8 protein-coding genes and 1 riboswitch are annotated in these 15940 nt (G+C 71.8%); of the genes, 1 reads left to right on the top strand and 7 read right to left on the bottom strand.

Going from position 1 to position 15940, the window contains the following annotated elements; translation table 11 throughout:
* Positions 1-45: 45 nt before the first annotated feature.
* From cobI to EHO50_RS39235, 7 genes are read right to left on the bottom strand one after another with little or no spacing between them, the layout of a single operon-like run.
* The gene (gene cobI, locus EHO50_RS39265) at positions 46-798 is read right to left on the bottom strand and encodes a precorrin-2 C(20)-methyltransferase (RefSeq protein ID WP_181449780.1); all 753 of its coding nucleotides are present in this window, start codon (positions 796-798) and stop codon (positions 46-48) included.
* A complete protein-coding gene (locus EHO50_RS39260; protein ID WP_128436630.1) occupies positions 795-2291 on the bottom strand; it encodes a cobyrinic acid a,c-diamide synthase CobB in 1497 nt (498 codons plus the stop codon). Before EHO50_RS39260 ends, cobI begins: the two co-directional genes overlap by 4 nt.
* A complete protein-coding gene (cobO, locus tag EHO50_RS39255; RefSeq protein WP_128436629.1) occupies positions 2288-2887 on the bottom strand; it encodes a cob(I)yrinic acid a,c-diamide adenosyltransferase in 600 nt (199 codons plus the stop codon). Before cobO ends, EHO50_RS39260 begins: the two co-directional genes overlap by 4 nt.
* Positions 2887-4881: a putative cobaltochelatase gene (locus tag EHO50_RS39250; RefSeq protein WP_128436628.1), complete on the bottom strand. Its 1995-nt coding sequence runs from the start codon at positions 4879-4881 to the stop codon at positions 2887-2889. Before EHO50_RS39250 ends, cobO begins: the two co-directional genes overlap by 1 nt.
* Positions 4878-8534: a cobaltochelatase subunit CobN gene (gene cobN, locus EHO50_RS39245; protein ID WP_128436627.1), complete on the bottom strand. Its 3657-nt coding sequence runs from the start codon at positions 8532-8534 to the stop codon at positions 4878-4880. The genes EHO50_RS39250 and cobN overlap by 4 nt, the downstream gene beginning before the upstream one ends.
* A complete protein-coding gene (locus EHO50_RS39240; RefSeq protein ID WP_128436626.1) occupies positions 8531-10066 on the bottom strand; it encodes a cobyric acid synthase in 1536 nt (511 codons plus the stop codon). The genes cobN and EHO50_RS39240 overlap by 4 nt, the downstream gene beginning before the upstream one ends.
* Positions 10063-11007, bottom strand: coding sequence for a cobalamin biosynthesis protein (locus EHO50_RS39235; RefSeq protein ID WP_128436625.1), 945 nt, complete (start codon positions 11005-11007; stop codon positions 10063-10065). The genes EHO50_RS39240 and EHO50_RS39235 overlap by 4 nt, the downstream gene beginning before the upstream one ends.
* Before the next feature lie 102 nt (positions 11008-11109).
* Positions 11110-11249, bottom strand: a riboswitch (cobalamin riboswitch).
* A gap of 211 nt (positions 11250-11460) precedes the next feature.
* On the opposite strand from EHO50_RS39235, the gene EHO50_RS39230 reads away from it, so the two are divergent.
* Complete coding sequence (locus tag EHO50_RS39230; protein ID WP_128436624.1) at positions 11461-15885, top strand: serine protease; 4425 nt, start codon at positions 11461-11463, stop codon at positions 15883-15885.
* Positions 15886-15940: the final 55 nt, after the last annotated feature.

The following is a 15940-nucleotide window of genomic DNA, read 5'->3' as shown; positions in this document are numbered from 1 at the left end:
TCTACGGGGATCAGCGGGGGTGGGTGTCAGGGCGTCGTACGGACGTCAGAGCTTGCCGCCCCGCCCGCCGTCGCGCCGGGCGGGTGCGATGAGGGTGGAGAGGTAGGGGAGGGGCGCGTCACCAAGGCCGGCGGCCGACTGGATGGACTCCTCCGCCAGCCCCAGCGCCGACCCCCACACGGCATCCTCGATCCGCCCGGTCTCCCGCAGCGCCTCGGCGACCTCCCGCGCCTGCCGCCCGAACTTGTAGGCGACGACGGTCCCGGGCCCGCTGAGGGCTTCCTTGAGCACCGTCGCCCCCGCCGTGACGGGCACGAGCGTGAGCGGCTCGGTCCCCTCGGTGAGCACGGCTCCCGAACGGGCGGCGAGGTCCTGCATGGCGGTGATGCCGGGGACGGTCTCGACGACGGTGCCGGGCAGCGACTCGCCGATGGTCTGGGCGAGATAGGTGAAGGTGGAATAGACGTTGGGGTCACCGATGGTGGCGAAGGCGACGGTGGAATGGCCGCGCAGCAACTCGGCCACCCGCTCGCCCGCCGCATCCCAGGCGGCCTCGCGCCGAGCCCGGTCGGTGCGCTCGTTGAGCGCGAACACGACCCGCACGACCTTCTCCTCGGGCACGTAATGCAGAACGGTCGCCTCGGCCCGCCCCGGCTCCCCGCCATCGTTTCCATCAGACCCGGCCATCACGGGTACGACGACGACATCGGCGGCGCGCAGAGCATTGACGCCCTTCACGGTCACCAGCTCCGGGTCGCCGGGACCGACCCCGACTCCGATCAACCTGCTGCTGCTCATGACGTCCGGCACCTCTCCACGAACCGACGGGCGACACCGGGCTGCGAGGCCCAGTGCGTGTGCAGATAACTCGCGTGCACGCCCTGCTGTACGAAACCTTCGACCCGCGGTCGAGGGGCGCGCACCCCCCAGGCGGGCGCCGTCCCCGAGCCGGGCTCGACGACGGTCCGATGAAACTCGTGCCCCCGCATCCGCGTCCCCGCGCCGGCGAGCACACTGTCGCTCACGGCGACGGCGTCCCGATACCCGAGCGTGAGCCGCTCGCTCATGCGCGCGGTGGCATCCAGCACCCCGCACATCGGCTGCCCATCGAGCTCCCGACAGAGATAGAGCAGCCCCGCACACTCGGCGGCGACGGGAGCCCCGGTCGACGCGAAGTCTCCGATGGCCTTGCGGAGGGGTTCGTTGGCGGTCAGCTCAGCGGCGTACACCTCGGGAAACCCACCCCCGACGACCAGGCCACGGGTACCTTCGGGGAGCTGCTCGTCACGCAGGGGATCGAAGGCGACGACGTCGGCACCGGCGGCGGCGAGCAGCTCGACGTGCTCGGCGTAGGAGAACGTGAACGCCGATCCACCGGCAATGGCGACGACAGGCTTGTCCGCAGCTCCGAAGGCGGCCGCACTTCTGGACGCCGGCCCGTGCCTTTCAGCCGGTCCGGCGCTTGAGGACGAGGCCCCTTCAGGGCCGAAGCGGGGGTCTGGGGGCGCAGCCCCCAGGGACGGGACGGGAAGGGGCGGCGGGGGCGAAGAATCCAAGACCCCAGCCGCATCCCAAGCCGCACCCGACAACGCACCCGCACTCCGCGCCAGCCCAGCGAGGGCCTCCAGATCGCACCCCGCAGAAACCTGCGCAGCCATCGCCGCCACCGCATCCAAGGCGGCAGCCCGCCGCTCCGCAACCGGAACCAACCCCAGATGCCGAGACGGCGTATCCACCTGAGCCACCCGCCGCAGCACCCCCAACACAGGCACCCCGGCCGACTCCAACGCCTCCCGCAACAACTCCTCATGCCGATCGGACGCGACCTTGTTCAGGATCACGCCCCCGACCCGCACCTGCGGATCCCACGAGGCGAACCCGTGCACCAGCGCCGCAACGGACCGCGACTGCGACGACGCGTCGACGACCAGCACGACAGGCGCCCGCAGAAGCTTGGCGACATGGGCGGTGGACGCCAGTTCACCCTCCCCCGCGGCCCCGTCGTACATCCCCATCACACCCTCGACGACGGCGATGTCGCACCCACGCGCCCCATGCGCGAACAGCGGCCCGATCAGCTCCGGCCCGCACAGGTACGCGTCGAGGTTCCGCCCCACCCGCCCGGTGGCGAGCGCGTGATACCCGGGATCGATGTAGTCCGGCCCCACCTTGTGCGGGGACACGGCAAGCCCCCGCGCGGCGAACGCGGCCATCAACCCCGTGGCAACGGTGGTCTTGCCGCTGCCCGAGGAGGGCGCGGCAATGACCAGCCGTGGGACGGACGCACTCACCACTCGATGCCCCTCTGGCCCTTCTGGCCCACGTCCATCGGGTGCTTGACCTTCGACATGTCGGTCACGAGGTCGGCGAACTCGACGAGCTTGTCGGGCGCGTTGCGCCCGGTGATGACCACATGCTGGTTCCCGGGCCGATTGCGCAGCACATCGACGACCTCATCGGTGTCCACCCACCCCCAGTGCATCGGGTAAGCGAACTCGTCGAGCACATACAGCTTGTACGTCTCGGCGGCCAGGTCCCGCTTGACCTGCTCCCAGCCCTCCCGGGCCTTCTCCTCGTTGTCCATCTGATCGTCACGCTGCACCCACGACCAGCCCTCACCCATCTTGTGCCAGTCGACGGTCCCGCCCTCACCGCTGGCGCCCAGCACCCGCAGCGCGTTCTCCTCGCCGACCTTCCACTTGGCCGACTTGACGAACTGGAACACCCCGATGGGCCACCCCTGATTCCAGGCGCGCAGCGCGAGCCCGAAGGCGGCGGTGGACTTGCCCTTCCCGATCCCGGTGTGCACGACGACGAGCGGCCGATTACGACGCTGACGGGTCGTCAGACCATCGTCCGGCACCACACTCGGCTGTCCCTGCGGCATTACGCGGCCCTCCTCTGTACGTCCTTCACCAGCCCGGCGATCGAGTCCGCCCGCAGCTCGTCCAATGTCACGGCAGTACCGCCGAGCTCACCCGCGAGCTGTCCGGCGAGCCCCAGCCGCACCGGCCCCGACTCGCAGTCCACGACCACGGAGGCGACCCCTTCGGCCGCGAACAGCCGAGCCGCGCGCCCCGCGAGCGCGACCGGCTCCGGCCCACCCGTGGCCCGCCCGTCCGTCACGACGACAAGCAGCGCCCGCCGCGCCGGATCCCGCAGCCGCTCCACTCGCAGCACGTCATGAGCCTTCAGCAGCCCGGCGGCCAACGGCGTCCGCCCACCCGTCGGCAGCGACTCCAGCCGGGCAGCAGCCGCATCCACCGACGAGGTCGGCGGCAGCGCGACATCCGCGGCCGACCCCCGAAACGTCACGAGCCCGACCTTGTCCCGCCGCTGGTACGCATCGAGCAGCAGCGACAGCACGGCCCCCTTCACCGCACTCATCCGCTGCCGCGCCGCCATCGACCCGGAGGCGTCCACGACGAACAGCACGAGGTTCCCCTCGCGCCCTTCCCGCGTCGCCTGCCGCAGATCGTCCCGGCGCAGTACCAGCCCGGGGCCGGACCGCCCGCGCGCACGCTGATGCGGCGCTGCCGCCTGCACGGTGGCCGCCAGGTGCAGCTTGGTCAGGGCCCCTCGGGGACGCCGAGCCCCCGTCGTCCGCCCATGCTCCGTGCGCGCCCGCGAACGCCGCCCGGCGGCACCGTCCCCGAGCCCCGGGACGCTCAGCACCTTGGTACGGAACGGCTCGGCGGCCCGAACGGCGGACTGCTCGCCCGAACCGGCCCCGGAAGCCTGCGGCTCCCCGCCCTCACCGGCCTCGGGCTGGGCGCCGGACCCACCGTCACTCTGCGGCCCCTCGGACGGCGGCTGCCCGCCACCTCCACCGGGCCCGTCCGGGTCGGGGTCCTCGTCGCCCTCACTCTCACCGGAGAACTCCTCCAGCGTCTGGTCGAGCTTGTCCTCGTCGAGCCCAGGCGCGTCGAAGGGGTTGCGCCGTCGCCGATGCGGCAGCGCGAGCAGCGCCGCCTGTCGCACGTCCTCCGCCAGCACATCCGTGCGCCCGGCCCACGCGGCCAGCGCGGTGGCCGTACGGGCCATCACGATGTCGGCCCGCATCCCGTCCACCTCGAAGGCGGCACAGGTCGCCGCGATCTGCCGCAGCGCCCCGTCGCCCAGCCGCACCGACGGCAGCAGCTCCCGCGCCGCCACGATCCGTGCCCGTACGGCGGCCTCCTCGTCCGCCCACCGCGCGGCGAAGGCGGCCGGATCGTCGTCGTACGCGAGCCGCCGCCGTACGACCTCCACCCGCTGGTCGGGCTCACGTGAGGCCGCGACCTCGACGGTCAGCCCGAACCGGTCGAGCAGCTGCGGCCGCAGCTCGCCCTCCTCGGGGTTCATGGTGCCGACGAGCAGGAAGCGGGCGGCGTGCCGGACGGAGACGCCCTCGCGTTCGACGTACGACGCGCCCATCGCCGCCGCGTCCAGCAGCAGGTCGACCAGGTGGTCGTGGAGGAGGTTGACCTCGTCGACGTACAGGATTCCGCGGTGGGCGTCGGCGAGCAGGCCGGGCTCGAAGGCCTTCACGCCCTCGGCCAGGGCCCGCTCGATGTCCAGCGCGCCCACCAGCCGGTCCTCGGAGGCGCCGACGGGGAGTTCGACCATGCGGGCGGGGCGCTCGCCGCCTGCCCCCGCTTCGTGCGGTCCGTCCGGGCAGGCGGGGTCGGGAGCGGTCGGGTCGCACGAGAAACGGCACCCGGCGACCACCGGCACCTCGGGCATGAGCGCCGAAAGCGCCCGTACGGCCGTCGACTTGGCCGTGCCCTTCTCGCCGCGCACCAGCACACCGCCGACCGCCGGCGACACGGCGTTCAGCAGCAGCGCGAGCCGCAGATCGTCCTGGCCGACAACGGCCGTAAAGGGGAAGGGAGTTGTCACTTCTCGTCGCCCTCCAAGTCGCCTTCCAGCTCCAGGTACGTGGCGCGCAGCCGCTCCAGCGTGTCGGCGTCCGGCTCGGCCCACAGCCCGCGGTCGGCGGCCTCCAGCAGTCGCTCGGTGATGCCGCGCAGCGCCCAGGGGTTGGACTTCTTCATGAAGTCCCGGTTCTCCGGGTCGAAGACGTACTCGGCGCTCAGCTTCTCGTACATCCAGTCGTCGACGACCCCAGCCGTGGCGTCGTACCCGAAGAGGTAGTCCACGGTCGCCGCCATCTCGAAGGCGCCCTTGTAGCCGTGCCGGCGCATGGCCGCCATCCAGCGGGGGTTGACCACGCGGGCGCGGAAGACGCGGTGGGTCTCCTCGCCGAGGGTGCGGGTCTTCACCTGGTCGGGGGTGGCCGAATCGCCCACGTACGCCTCGGGGTTGGCGCCCGTCAGGTGGCGCACCATGGCGACCATGCCGCCGTGGTACTGGAAGTAGTCGTCGGCGTCGACGAGGTCGTGCTCGCGCGTGTCGACGTTCTTGGCGGCGACGTTGATCCGCTTGAACGCGGTCTCCATGTCCCCGCGCGCCGCCTGCCCGTCGAGCCCGCGCCCGTAGGCGTAGCCGCCCCAGACGGCGTACACCTCGGCCAGGTCGGCGTCCGAGCGCCAGTTGCGGGCGTCGATCAGCGGCAGCAGGCCGGCGCCGTACGCCCCCGGCTTGGAGCCGAAGATGCGGGCCGTCGCGCGCCGCCGGTCGCCGTGCTCGGCGGTGTCCTCGTCGGCGTGGGCGCGCACGAAGTTCCGGTCGGCCGGCTCGTCCAGCTCGGCCACCTTGCGGACGGCGTCGTCGATCAGCGCGACGACGTGCGGGAAGGCGTCCCGGAAGAAGCCGGAGATGCGCACCGTGACGTCGATGCGCGGGCGGCCGAGCTCCTCCAGGCCGATGACCTCGAAGCCGGTCACCCGGCGCGAGGCGTCGTCCCACACCGGACGGCAGCCGAGCAGTGCGAGGATCTCGGCGATGTCGTCGCCCTGGGTGCGCATCGCGGACGTGCCCCAGACCGTCAGGCCGACGGACTTCGGGTACTCGCCGGTGTCCTGGAGGTAGCGGGCGACCAGCGAGTCGGCGAGCGACTGGCCGACCTCCCAACTCAGCCTGGACGGGATGGCCTTGGGGTCGACGGAGTAGAAGTTGCGGCCGGTCGGCAGCACGTTCACGAGCCCGCGCGTCGGAGAACCGGACGGACCGGCCGGCACGTAGCCGCCGTCGAGCGCCTTGAGGATGTGCCCGATCTCGTCGGTGGTCTTCGCCAGCCGAGGCACGACCTCGTTGCAGGCGAACTCCAACACGGCGACGGCGTCGGGGAGTTCGTTGCCGACAACGGCGCGCACCAGAGGACGGCTCTCCGCGACCGCCCAGCCGCGCTCCTCCATCCCCTCCGCGATCCGCCGGCACAGCTGCTCCAGCAGATCGATCGCGTCGGCGGCCGTACGCGACGGACCCTCGACGAGGTCGGACAGCTCCACCGGCACCTTCACCGGAGCCCCCGGCTCGCCCAGCAACTCCTTCTCGTCGAGCCCGAAATGAGCGGCCAGCGAAGCCCGCAGCCCCGGCAGGGCATTGGCCTGCCCGCCCCACACCTGCGAGGCGCGCAGCACGGCCAGCACGAGGTTGACGCGCGGTTCACCGACCGGCCCGCCACCCAGAATGTGCAGCCCGTCGCGGATCTGTACGTCCTTGATCTCGCAAAGATAGCCGTCGATGTGCATGACGAACTCGTCGAACGAGTCGTCGTCCGGCTGCTCGTCGACATGCAGGTCGTGGTGCAGCTCGGCCGCCTTCACCAGCGTCCAGATCTGCGCACGGACCGCCGGCGCCTTCGTCGGGTCCAGGTCGGAGACGAGCGCGTACTCGTCGAGGAGCTGCTCCAGTTTGGCCAGGTCGCCGTAGGTGTCGGCGCGAGCCATCGGCGGCACGAGGTGGTCGACGACGGTGGCGTGCCCGCGGCGCTTGGCCTGGGTGCCCTCGCCGGGGTCGTTGACGATGAAGGGGTAGATCAGCGGGAGGTTCCCGAGCACGGCGTCCGGCGCGCAACCGCCGCTGAGCCCGAGTCCCTTGCCCGGCAGCCACTCCATCGTGCCGTGCTTGCCCATGTGCACGATGGCGTCGGCGCCGAACGAGTTTTCCAGCCACCGGTAGGCGGCCATGTAGTGGTGCGACGGCGGCATGTCCGGGTCGTGGTAGATCGCGATCGGGTTCTCGCCGAAGCCGCGCGGCGGCTGGATCATCACGACGACGTTCCCGAACTGCAGCGACGCGAGGACGATGTCGTCCCCGTCGACGTAAAGCGACCCCGGCGGCTCACCCCACGCCTCCAACATGGCATCGCGCAGCTCGGGATCGAGCTTGTCGAACCAGGCCCGGTAGTCGGCCAGCGGTACGCGAGCGGGCGCGGAGGCCAACTGGTCCTCGGTGAGCCACTCGACGTCGTGCCCGCCCGCCTCGATGAGCCGGTGGATCAACTCGTCGCCGCCCGCGGGGTACTCGGTGAGGCCGTACCCGGCATCCTTGAGGGCGTCCAGCACCCGCACGGCCGAGGCGGGCGTGTCGAGGCCGACCGCGTTGCCGACGCGCGAGTGCTTGGTCGGGTAGGCGGTGAACACGAGCGCGAGCTTCTTCTCGGCGTTCGGCTTGTGCTTCAACTGCGCATGCCGTACGGCGATCCCGGCGACGCGCGCGGCCCGCTCCGGATCGGCGACGTACACGGGTACGTCGTCGGGGCCCTGCTCCTTGAAGGAGAAGGGGACGGTGATGAGGCGGCCGTCGAACTCGGGGATCGCGACCTGCATCGCCGCGTCCATGGGGGAGAGGGCGGCGTCGGACTCGTCCCAGGCGGCCCGGGACGAGGTGAGGCAGAGACCCTGCAGCACGGGCACGTCGAGCTCGGCCAGCCTGCCGATGTCCCACGCCTCCTCGTCGCCGCCCGCCGACGCCTGCGAGGCGTGCGTGCCGCCCGCCGCGAGGACGGTGGCGACCAGAGTGTCGGCCTTGCCGAGGATCTCGTACAGTTCCGGGTCCGCACCGCGCAGCGAACCGCAGTACACGGGGAGGGCGTTGGCGCCGCGTGCCTCGATGGCGTCGCACAGGGTGTCCACGAAGGCGGTGTTGCCGCTCAGCTCATGGGCCCGGTAGAAGAGCACACCGACGGTCGGACGCCCGTCGGTGAAGGGACGCTCGCCGTGGACGCCGTACTCCGGCATCTTCTGCGGCTCGACGAACCCCTCGCCCGTGAGCAGCACGGTGTCGGAGAGGAACCGGGCGAGCTCGGTGAGGTTGGCGGGCCCGCCCTCCACGAGGTACTTCAGCGCCTCGGCCACGACACCGGCGGGGACGGACGACTCGGCCATGAGCTCCGCGTCCGGGACGGCCTCGCCGCCCAGCAGCACGGTCGGGACCCCGGACGCCTTCAGCTTGGCGAGCCCGTCCTCCCAGGCCCGCTTGCCGCCCAGCAGCCGTACGACGGCGATGTCCGCGCCGTCGAGCAGCGCGGGCAACTCGCTCTCGACGTCCACGCGGGTCGGGTTGCCGATCCGGTAGTCGGCACCGGAGGCGGCGCGGGCCGCCAGCAGATCCGTGTCGGCGGTCGACAACAACAACACAGTGCTCATGCGGGCGCTCCCGGTGGAATGAAAGGCAGTCCTTGCGGCGCGCCCGACTCGATGAGCCGCCAGAGCGCGTCCGTGTCCGCGTGCTGTTCGATCAGGTCGCCGAGCCGGTCGAGCTGCTCCTCGCGCAGCGCGGCGAACGAAGTGTCGGCGGCCGGCACGAAGCGACGGCCCGCGGCGGCCGCCACCTCACGCAGAAAGGCCCGCCGGAAACCGTCCGACTCCAGCGAGCCGTGCCAGTGCGTGCCCCAGGTCTGCCCGACCCGGCAGCCGTCCAAGCTGTGTCCTTTGTCATCAGAGATGAACGCTTCACCTGCGCTGACGGAGGCGACCCCGTGATGGATCTCGTACCCCTCGACCTGCTCGCCGAGGGCTTCCCCGGTCGGCCGGGTGAGGGTCTTCTCGCGGGCGAACCGCACCCGTACGGGCAGGATCCCGAGCCCGTCGACGTGGCCCCTGCGGCTCTCGACCTCGTCCTCGATGTGCTCGCCGAGCACCTGGAAGCCGCCGCAGATGCCGAGGAGGGGCTTTTGTTCGGCGGCCCTGCGCTGCAGGGCTTGGGCCAGCCCCCGCTCCCGGAGCCACTCAAGGGCCTTGACCGTTCCCCTCGTACCCGGAACGACGACGAGATCGGCGTCCGCGAGCTCCTCGGGCCGGTCCACGAACCGCACGACCACACCGGGTTCGGCGGCGAGGGCGTCCACGTCCGTGAAGTTGGACATCAGGGGGATGGCGCAGACCGCGACGCGCAGGACGTCCTCGCCGACGGGCGAGGAGACCTGGGATTCCCGCACCGCCCCGCGCAGCGACACCCGCAGCCCGTCCTCCTCGTCGATGCCCAGGCCGTGCTGGAAGGGCAGGACGCCGTAGGTGTGGCGCCCGGTGAGCCCGTGCAGCATGTCGAGCCCGGGCTCCAGGAGGCTGACGTCCCCCCGGAACTTGTTGACGAGGAATCCCGCGACGAGAGCCTGATCCTCGGGCGACAGCAGGGCGAGGGTCCCGAAGAAGGAGGCGAAGACGCCACCACGGTCGATGTCCCCGACCACGACCACAGGAAGCCCGGCATTCCGGGCGATCCCCATGTTCACGATGTCGGTCCGCCTGAGATTGATCTCAGCCGGGCTCCCGGCCCCCTCACAGATCACCGCGTCATACGTGCCCCGCAACTCGGCGAGACAGTCGAGCACGGTCCCGAGGAGTTGCTGCTGCCGCCCGCCGTGATACCCACGGGCACTCATCTCCCCGACCGGCTTCCCCATGAGCACGACCTGGCTGCTCTGCTCGCCACCGGGCTTGAGCAGCACCGGATTCATGAGCGCGGTCGGCTCGACCCGACAGGCCTGCGCCTGCATGGCCTGCGCCCGCCCGATCTCGGCCCCTTCCCGCGTCACGAACGAATTGAGGGACATGTTCTGCGCCTTGAACGGCGCGACCTTGACCCCCTGCCGCACCAGCCACCGGCAGATCCCGGCGGTGACGACGCTCTTGCCGGCGTCCGAGGTGGTACCGGCGACGAGAAGCCCACCGCCCGTCATGACGTACGCCCCTTCACGATGCGGCGCACGGCGACACTGACGCCGAGCGCGAGCCAACTGACGCGCTGCGAGAGCCGTACGGCACGCTCGATGTCGCTGACTCGAACGGCGCGTCCGGCGTCCCCGTTGAGAACGGGCCGGTGCTCGACCCGCCCGCCGTACGACAAGGTCCCGCCGAGCCGCACCCTCAGCGCCCCCGCGAACGAGGCCTCGACGGGTCCGGCGTTGGGGCTGGGATGCTTGGCGGCATCGGCCCGCCAGGCCTGGACAGCCCCCCGCGGATCGCCCCCCGCGAGGGTGGCCAGCACGGCGGTGAGCCGCGCCCCCGGCCACCCGGCCACATCGTCGAGCCGAGCCGAAGCCCACCCGTACCGGCGGTACTTGGCCGACTTGTGCCCGACCATGGCGTCAAGGGTGTTCACGGCCCGAAACCCGACCAGCCCCGGCACGCCACCGACGGCCCCCCACACCAGCGCCCCCACCACCGCGTCGGAGGTGTTCTCGGCAACGGACTCGACCACGGCCCGCGCGATCCCGTCCGCGTCCAGCGCCTGCGGATCCCGCCCGCACAGATGCGGCAGCCGCTCCCGGGCCCCTTCCACGTCCCCCGCCTCCAGGGCCCGCCCGATGCTCCGGGCCTCCCGCGCCAGCGAAGTCCCCCCGACAACAGCCCAGGTGGCGGCGGCGGTCAGCGTGACGGAGGCGGCAGGGGAGGTACGGACGGCACGGGCGGCGACGGCGCCGAGCGCCACCGCGCCGCCGGCGCACACTGCGGTGTGCAGCGCACCCCACGCGCGGTGGTCGCGCCACAAAAACCGTTCCACGGAGGTGGCCGCCCGCCCGAACGCGGCGACCGGATGCCCCCGGCGCGGGTCGCCGAGCAGCAGATCACCGAGAAGTCCGGCGGCGGCGCCGTACGCGAAGACGCGATCGGCACGCATCGGGGTCAGCCGACCGTCGGTTCAGACGAGGGTCCGACACTGCATCTCGATCGGCAGGCGAGCATCGCGTTATGTCCTCACTCAGGGTGTCCACGCCCTGGTTCGACGAGACCGGCGGCGAGAGTTCCTGGCTCCCGGGGCTATCTACCCCGGTGACAGTGGCGGGACCGCGCCGGATTCACACCGGCTTCCTCTCCTGCCGCCGTATATGGCTCCGGCAGTCCACCACGGGGTTGGAAGGGGCGTCAACTTGCCGTTGACCTGCGCGGGGAGAGTGTGCAGAACCCCACACGAGTGACACCGGCTAGCACGCCGCCAGGGCCCAGATGACCGACTCGGAGCCAATTCCCCGTGGCGGGTGGCGTTCCGTGAAGCCGGTTGCGGCGGGGGGCCGCGGCACCTCCAATACGTCGTACGAAGCACTACGAGCCGGGGGGAACTCCACCAAACCGTATGACTATTGATGACACCGGTGTACCGGGAGAATCCGCTCGATTCCTGGAAGAGTTCGGCGCGACGGTGGTACGGGTGTGCGGCGGCGACGGGCGGCCCGTCGGGACCGGGTTCCTGCTGGCACCGGGCACGGTGGCCACCTGCGCCCATGTCGTCGCCGACGCGCTGGGCACCGACGCGGGGTCGTCGACGCCGCCCGCGGCGCCGGTGACCGTGGAGTTCCCGCTGCGGCCGGGCGCGGTGAGGTACGAGGCGTCGGTGTCGGCCTGGCGGCCGGTGGCGGGGGACGGCACCGGGGACATCGCACTGCTGAGGCTGCCGGAAGGGGCGCCCGCCGGTGCGGTCCCTCTCGCGGACGCCGCCGACGTCTGGCACCACCGTTTCCGCGTTCTCGGCTTCCCCGCCAGCGCCGAGCACGGCGCCTGGATCGGCGGCCGGCTGCTCGGCGCGGTCAGCCAGGGCTGGATCTCGATGGAGACGGACAGCACGGCCCACCGCATCGCCCCCGGATGCAGCGGAGCACCGGTCTGGGACGAGGACATCGGCGCGGTCATCGGCATGACGGTCGCGACCGACCGCGGTGCCGCCGCCGTGACGTCGTATCTGATCCCGGCCGCCGCCCTCCTGGACCTCCAGCCGGGCCTGCGCCGCTGCCCCTACCAAGGGCTCGACGCCTTCCGTGAGGAGGACGCCGAGTACTTCTTCGGCCGTGAGGAGGAGACCCGTCGGCTCCTCGACGCGGTCGAACGGCACTTGGTGGTGCCGGTCGTCGGCCCGTCCGGCAGCGGGAAGACCTCCCTGGTACGGGCGGGAGTCCTGCCCCGTCTGAGGGCTGAGGGGTTCACCGTCTCCGAGCTCCGCCCCCTGCCGGGTACCCGGGCGTCGGTGACGGTGGCCCGGGCGGTGGTGGGGTTGCTGGAGGCGGGGGCATCCACATCCACATCCACATCCGCATCCGCAGATGCAGGGCTGGGCGGCGACGCTTCTGCTGCGGCTGGCTCCGCTTCCGGACCCTGGGGAGTGCCGGGCCCTCGTCCAGAGCCGGGCTCGACGTCTGCGTCCGGTTCTGGCACGGTCCCGGCGCACCCTGCGCCCGCCGCGCCCGGCCCCGCCCTGGCCGTCGTCGAGCACGAGCGCGCCGCACTCGTCCTGGCCGATCTGCTGGACTCCGCCGACGGCACGACCCCCGCCGAACTCGGACGACGTCTGCTCGACCACTGCGGCCCTCGCGGCCACGTCTTCTTCCTCAACCAACTGGAGGAGACCGTCGCCGCCGAACCGGCCACCGCCCGCGCCCTGCTTGCCCTGATGGTCGGTATGGTCTCGGTCCCGGCCGAAGGGCGGCGGCTGCGCGTGGTGGCCACCCTGCGCTCGTCCTGCCTGGACGAACTCGCCGACCCCGGCACCGCCCGCTTCCTCAGCGACTGTGCCCAAGTGGTCGCGCCACTCGGCCGATCGGGCCTGCTGCGTGCCGTCGAGGGGCCTGCCGCCCGGGTCCCCGGCCTCACCCTCGACACCGGCCTGGCCCAACGCATCGTCGACGACGCCGAGGACGAGCCGGGCCATCTGCCTCTGGTGGAGTTCGCCCTCACGGAACTCTGGGCGCACGAGAAGGGCATCCGCCTCACCCACTCCGGCTACGAGGCCCTGGGCGGTGTCGCCGGCGCCCTGTCCGCCCACGCCGAGCAGCGGGTCGGCGAGGTCATCGTCGCGCACGGCGAGGCCCCGGTCCGCCGCCTGTTCACCCAACTCGCCCGCCCCGACGACGCGGGCGGCTTCACCCGCAAGCCGGTACGCCTCGCGCCCCTGCCGCCCGAACTCCGGTCCGCCGCCGAGGCCCTGGCAACCCGAACCCGCTTCATCCGCATCACCCACGGCCCCGACGACGACCCCATCGTCGACCTCGCCCACGAGGAACTGGTCCGCGCCTGGGGCCCCCTGAAAAAGTGGCTGGACGATTCCCGCAACTTCCGGGCCTGGCAGGAACGGCTGCTGCAGGCACTCGCCCACTGGAAGGAGACGGGGGAGGAACCGGGCGCGCTGCTGCGGGGGACGATGCTGGCCACGTCGCTGGAGTGGCTGGGGGATCCGGATCACCGCGAGGACATCACACCGGCGGAGCGTGACTATGTGCAGCTCAGCCGCAGGCATCAGCAACGGGGCCTGCGGCGGTGGCGGCTGGCGACAGCGGTGATGGTGGTGCTGGCGCTGGTGGCGGGCTGTCTGGCGGTCGAGACATGGCGCGGGGGACTGGCCCTGGAGGAACGTGTGCGGACCATGGCGTCCCGGCGGCTGACGGAGGAGGCCGCCCGGCTGGCGACGACCGATCCGGGCATGGCCGCGCGGCTGTCCGTGGCCGCGTGGCACAACGCACCCGCCAAGGAGGCTCGGCAGGCGCTGCTTGAGGCCTACCTCGGCGGCATGTCGGTGATCTCCGGGCATGCGGGGCAAGGATCCGAGCCCATCCGGAGCATCGACGTCACCCCGGACGGCTCCACGGTCGTGACCACGTCCGTCAGCCGGGACGGCGTCGCGCACGCCCGGGTGTGGACGGGGCTCGCCGACGGGCGGGCGAGCTGGTGGCAGGTGCCGGGTCTGACCGGTGGAGGAGCTCCCGAACGCGCCGAGCTCAGCGATGACGGCGGGTTGCTGGCCATCGTGTCCGCCGACGGGTCGGTCCACTGTTACGACGTACGCGCCCACAAGCACCTGTGGACCGGACAGCAGCCGACGCTGGGGACCGGGCGTGTGCCCGAGACCATGGCGCTCGACTTCTCGGACAGCGGCCGGCTGCTGCTCCGCCTCGTCGCCGACCGTTACGCCGACAAGGGGAGGGCGCACAGCTCTCGGACCCAGGTCTGGCAGAGCCGGACGGGCAAGGTGGAGCAGGCGTCGCGGAAGGGGGTACCGAGTGGGCCGGTGGCAGCCGATGCCGCGCTGGTCGGGGAGGGCCGGGACGTCGTCTACCTCAGCCGGTACGACAGCCGGAGCGAAGCACGGGTGCAGAATCTGGTGACCGGCGGGGACCCGCGTACCGTCGCGGACGCCGAGTGGATCTCCCACCGGGGCGCGGGGGTCGTCGTGGACCGCGGCCATGGCCGGCACGCGCTGATCCGGTTGGCGGGCTCTCATGGCGCCGAGGGAAGGCCGTTTCTGGCGATTGATCCGGGTGGTCCGGATCTCACCGGACGCTATGCGGTGGAGAGTGGCACCACACAGGTGACCCAGTACGAGGTGATCGACACGGGCACCGGCAAGCGGTACCGCGCACCGGGCGTCTCCTCGTCCGAAGAGGACGAGGAGCAGCTCGTCGGTGTCCTTCCGGGCGAGGGGGAGGGGGCGGCCCCGCGCATTCTGCTGGCGTCGGCGTCGGATCTGCTGGTCCTGCGGACGGAGGAGCAGTCCAGCATGCCGCTACCCGACCCCGCGCCCGGCGTCGGTTCGAATGAAGCCACATACATGAGAAGCCCGGACGGCGCGTACCGCGCTCAGACCGCGAGTTCCGACGCCAGGTTCGCGGAGGCTCCGGAGAGACTGGTCGTGGCGCGGCCGGGCGTGGAGAACCAGGCGCAACCGGTGGTGGTGGAGGAGTTCAAAGACGGCTCGGCGGGCGGGTTCTTCACCACGAACGGCAGGCATCTGGTCCTGTGGGGCGAGGACAAGATCTCCTTCCGCGACCCGGACAGCCCGAGGGAGGCGCGGGTGCGGCCGTACCCGGGCCTTTCCGACGCTGCTCCCCTCCAGGGCGGGGCAGTGGTGCTCCTGACATCCCGGCAACTGATCCGGTACGACTTCGCATCGGACAAGCCCAGGGTCCTGGGCGTGGATCCCTGTGGCGCTCCGGGCCTGCTGTGCCGTGGGTTCGCCGTCCGTCCCGGACGCCGTGACGAAGTGGCAGTCGGCCACAGCAGCGGCGAGCTGGTCATCTGGAACACGAAGACCGGCCGGGCGCGCAGGGACACCGGCATCATGGTGACGGAGCCGGACGGGACCTACGTGAAGCTGGCCTTCGACCCGCGGGGCCGGACGGTCGCCACCTCGATGGACGCCAGGACGATCCAGCGATGGGACGTGGAAACCGGCAAACGGGTCGGGCTGGCCATCGAGGCGGACGAAGAGACGTCAGTGAGGCAACTGGCCGACGACGGAACCCTGCTCAGCGATGAAGGGAGCGTAAGCCTGGCTTTGTGGCGGCCCGAGGATCGGGACGAGCCCTATGTCACGTTCCCGTTCACCGCCCACCCGGAGGATCTGCACCTGACGGCCGACCGTCTCACCTTCCGCCAGGGCAACTCCGAGCTGACCATCCCCCTGGACCCCGAGGCCTGGCACAAGGCCCTGTGCCGTCACTGGACCTCGTACACCCCGGAGGAGCGGCTCATCCTCGACCGCGCCGGATCGGTGACGGACTCGCCGTGCCCGTAGCGGCCCAGAAAAGCCGACCGGGCGGGCGCGAGGACCGTCGTCCCCGCACCCGCCC

Source organism: Streptomyces cyaneus (assembly GCF_004028635.1).
Taxonomy (GTDB): domain Bacteria; phylum Actinomycetota; class Actinomycetes; order Streptomycetales; family Streptomycetaceae; genus Streptomyces; species Streptomyces cyaneus.
Note: the sequence above shows the minus strand (reverse complement) of the source record. Positions and strands in the feature narration are given on the sequence as shown.

What these genes read in the sequence shown, in the direction of transcription:
- EHO50_RS39240 (WP_128436626.1), bottom strand. Translation starts at nt 10,066, where the DNA reads ATGACGGGCGGTGGGCTTCTCGTCGCCGGTACCACCTCGGACGCCGGC.
- EHO50_RS39235 (WP_128436625.1), bottom strand. Translation starts at nt 11,007, where the DNA reads ATGCGTGCCGATCGCGTCTTCGCGTACGGCGCCGCCGCCGGACTTCTC.
- cobN (WP_128436627.1), bottom strand. Translation starts at nt 8,534, where the DNA reads ATGAGCACTGTGTTGTTGTTGTCGACCGCCGACACGGATCTGCTGGCG.
- cobO (WP_128436629.1), bottom strand. Translation starts at nt 2,887, where the DNA reads ATGCCGCAGGGACAGCCGAGTGTGGTGCCGGACGATGGTCTGACGACC.
- EHO50_RS39230 (WP_128436624.1), top strand. Translation starts at nt 11,461, where the DNA reads ATGACTATTGATGACACCGGTGTACCGGGAGAATCCGCTCGATTCCTG.
- cobI (WP_181449780.1), bottom strand. Translation starts at nt 798, where the DNA reads ATGAGCAGCAGCAGGTTGATCGGAGTCGGGGTCGGTCCCGGCGACCCG.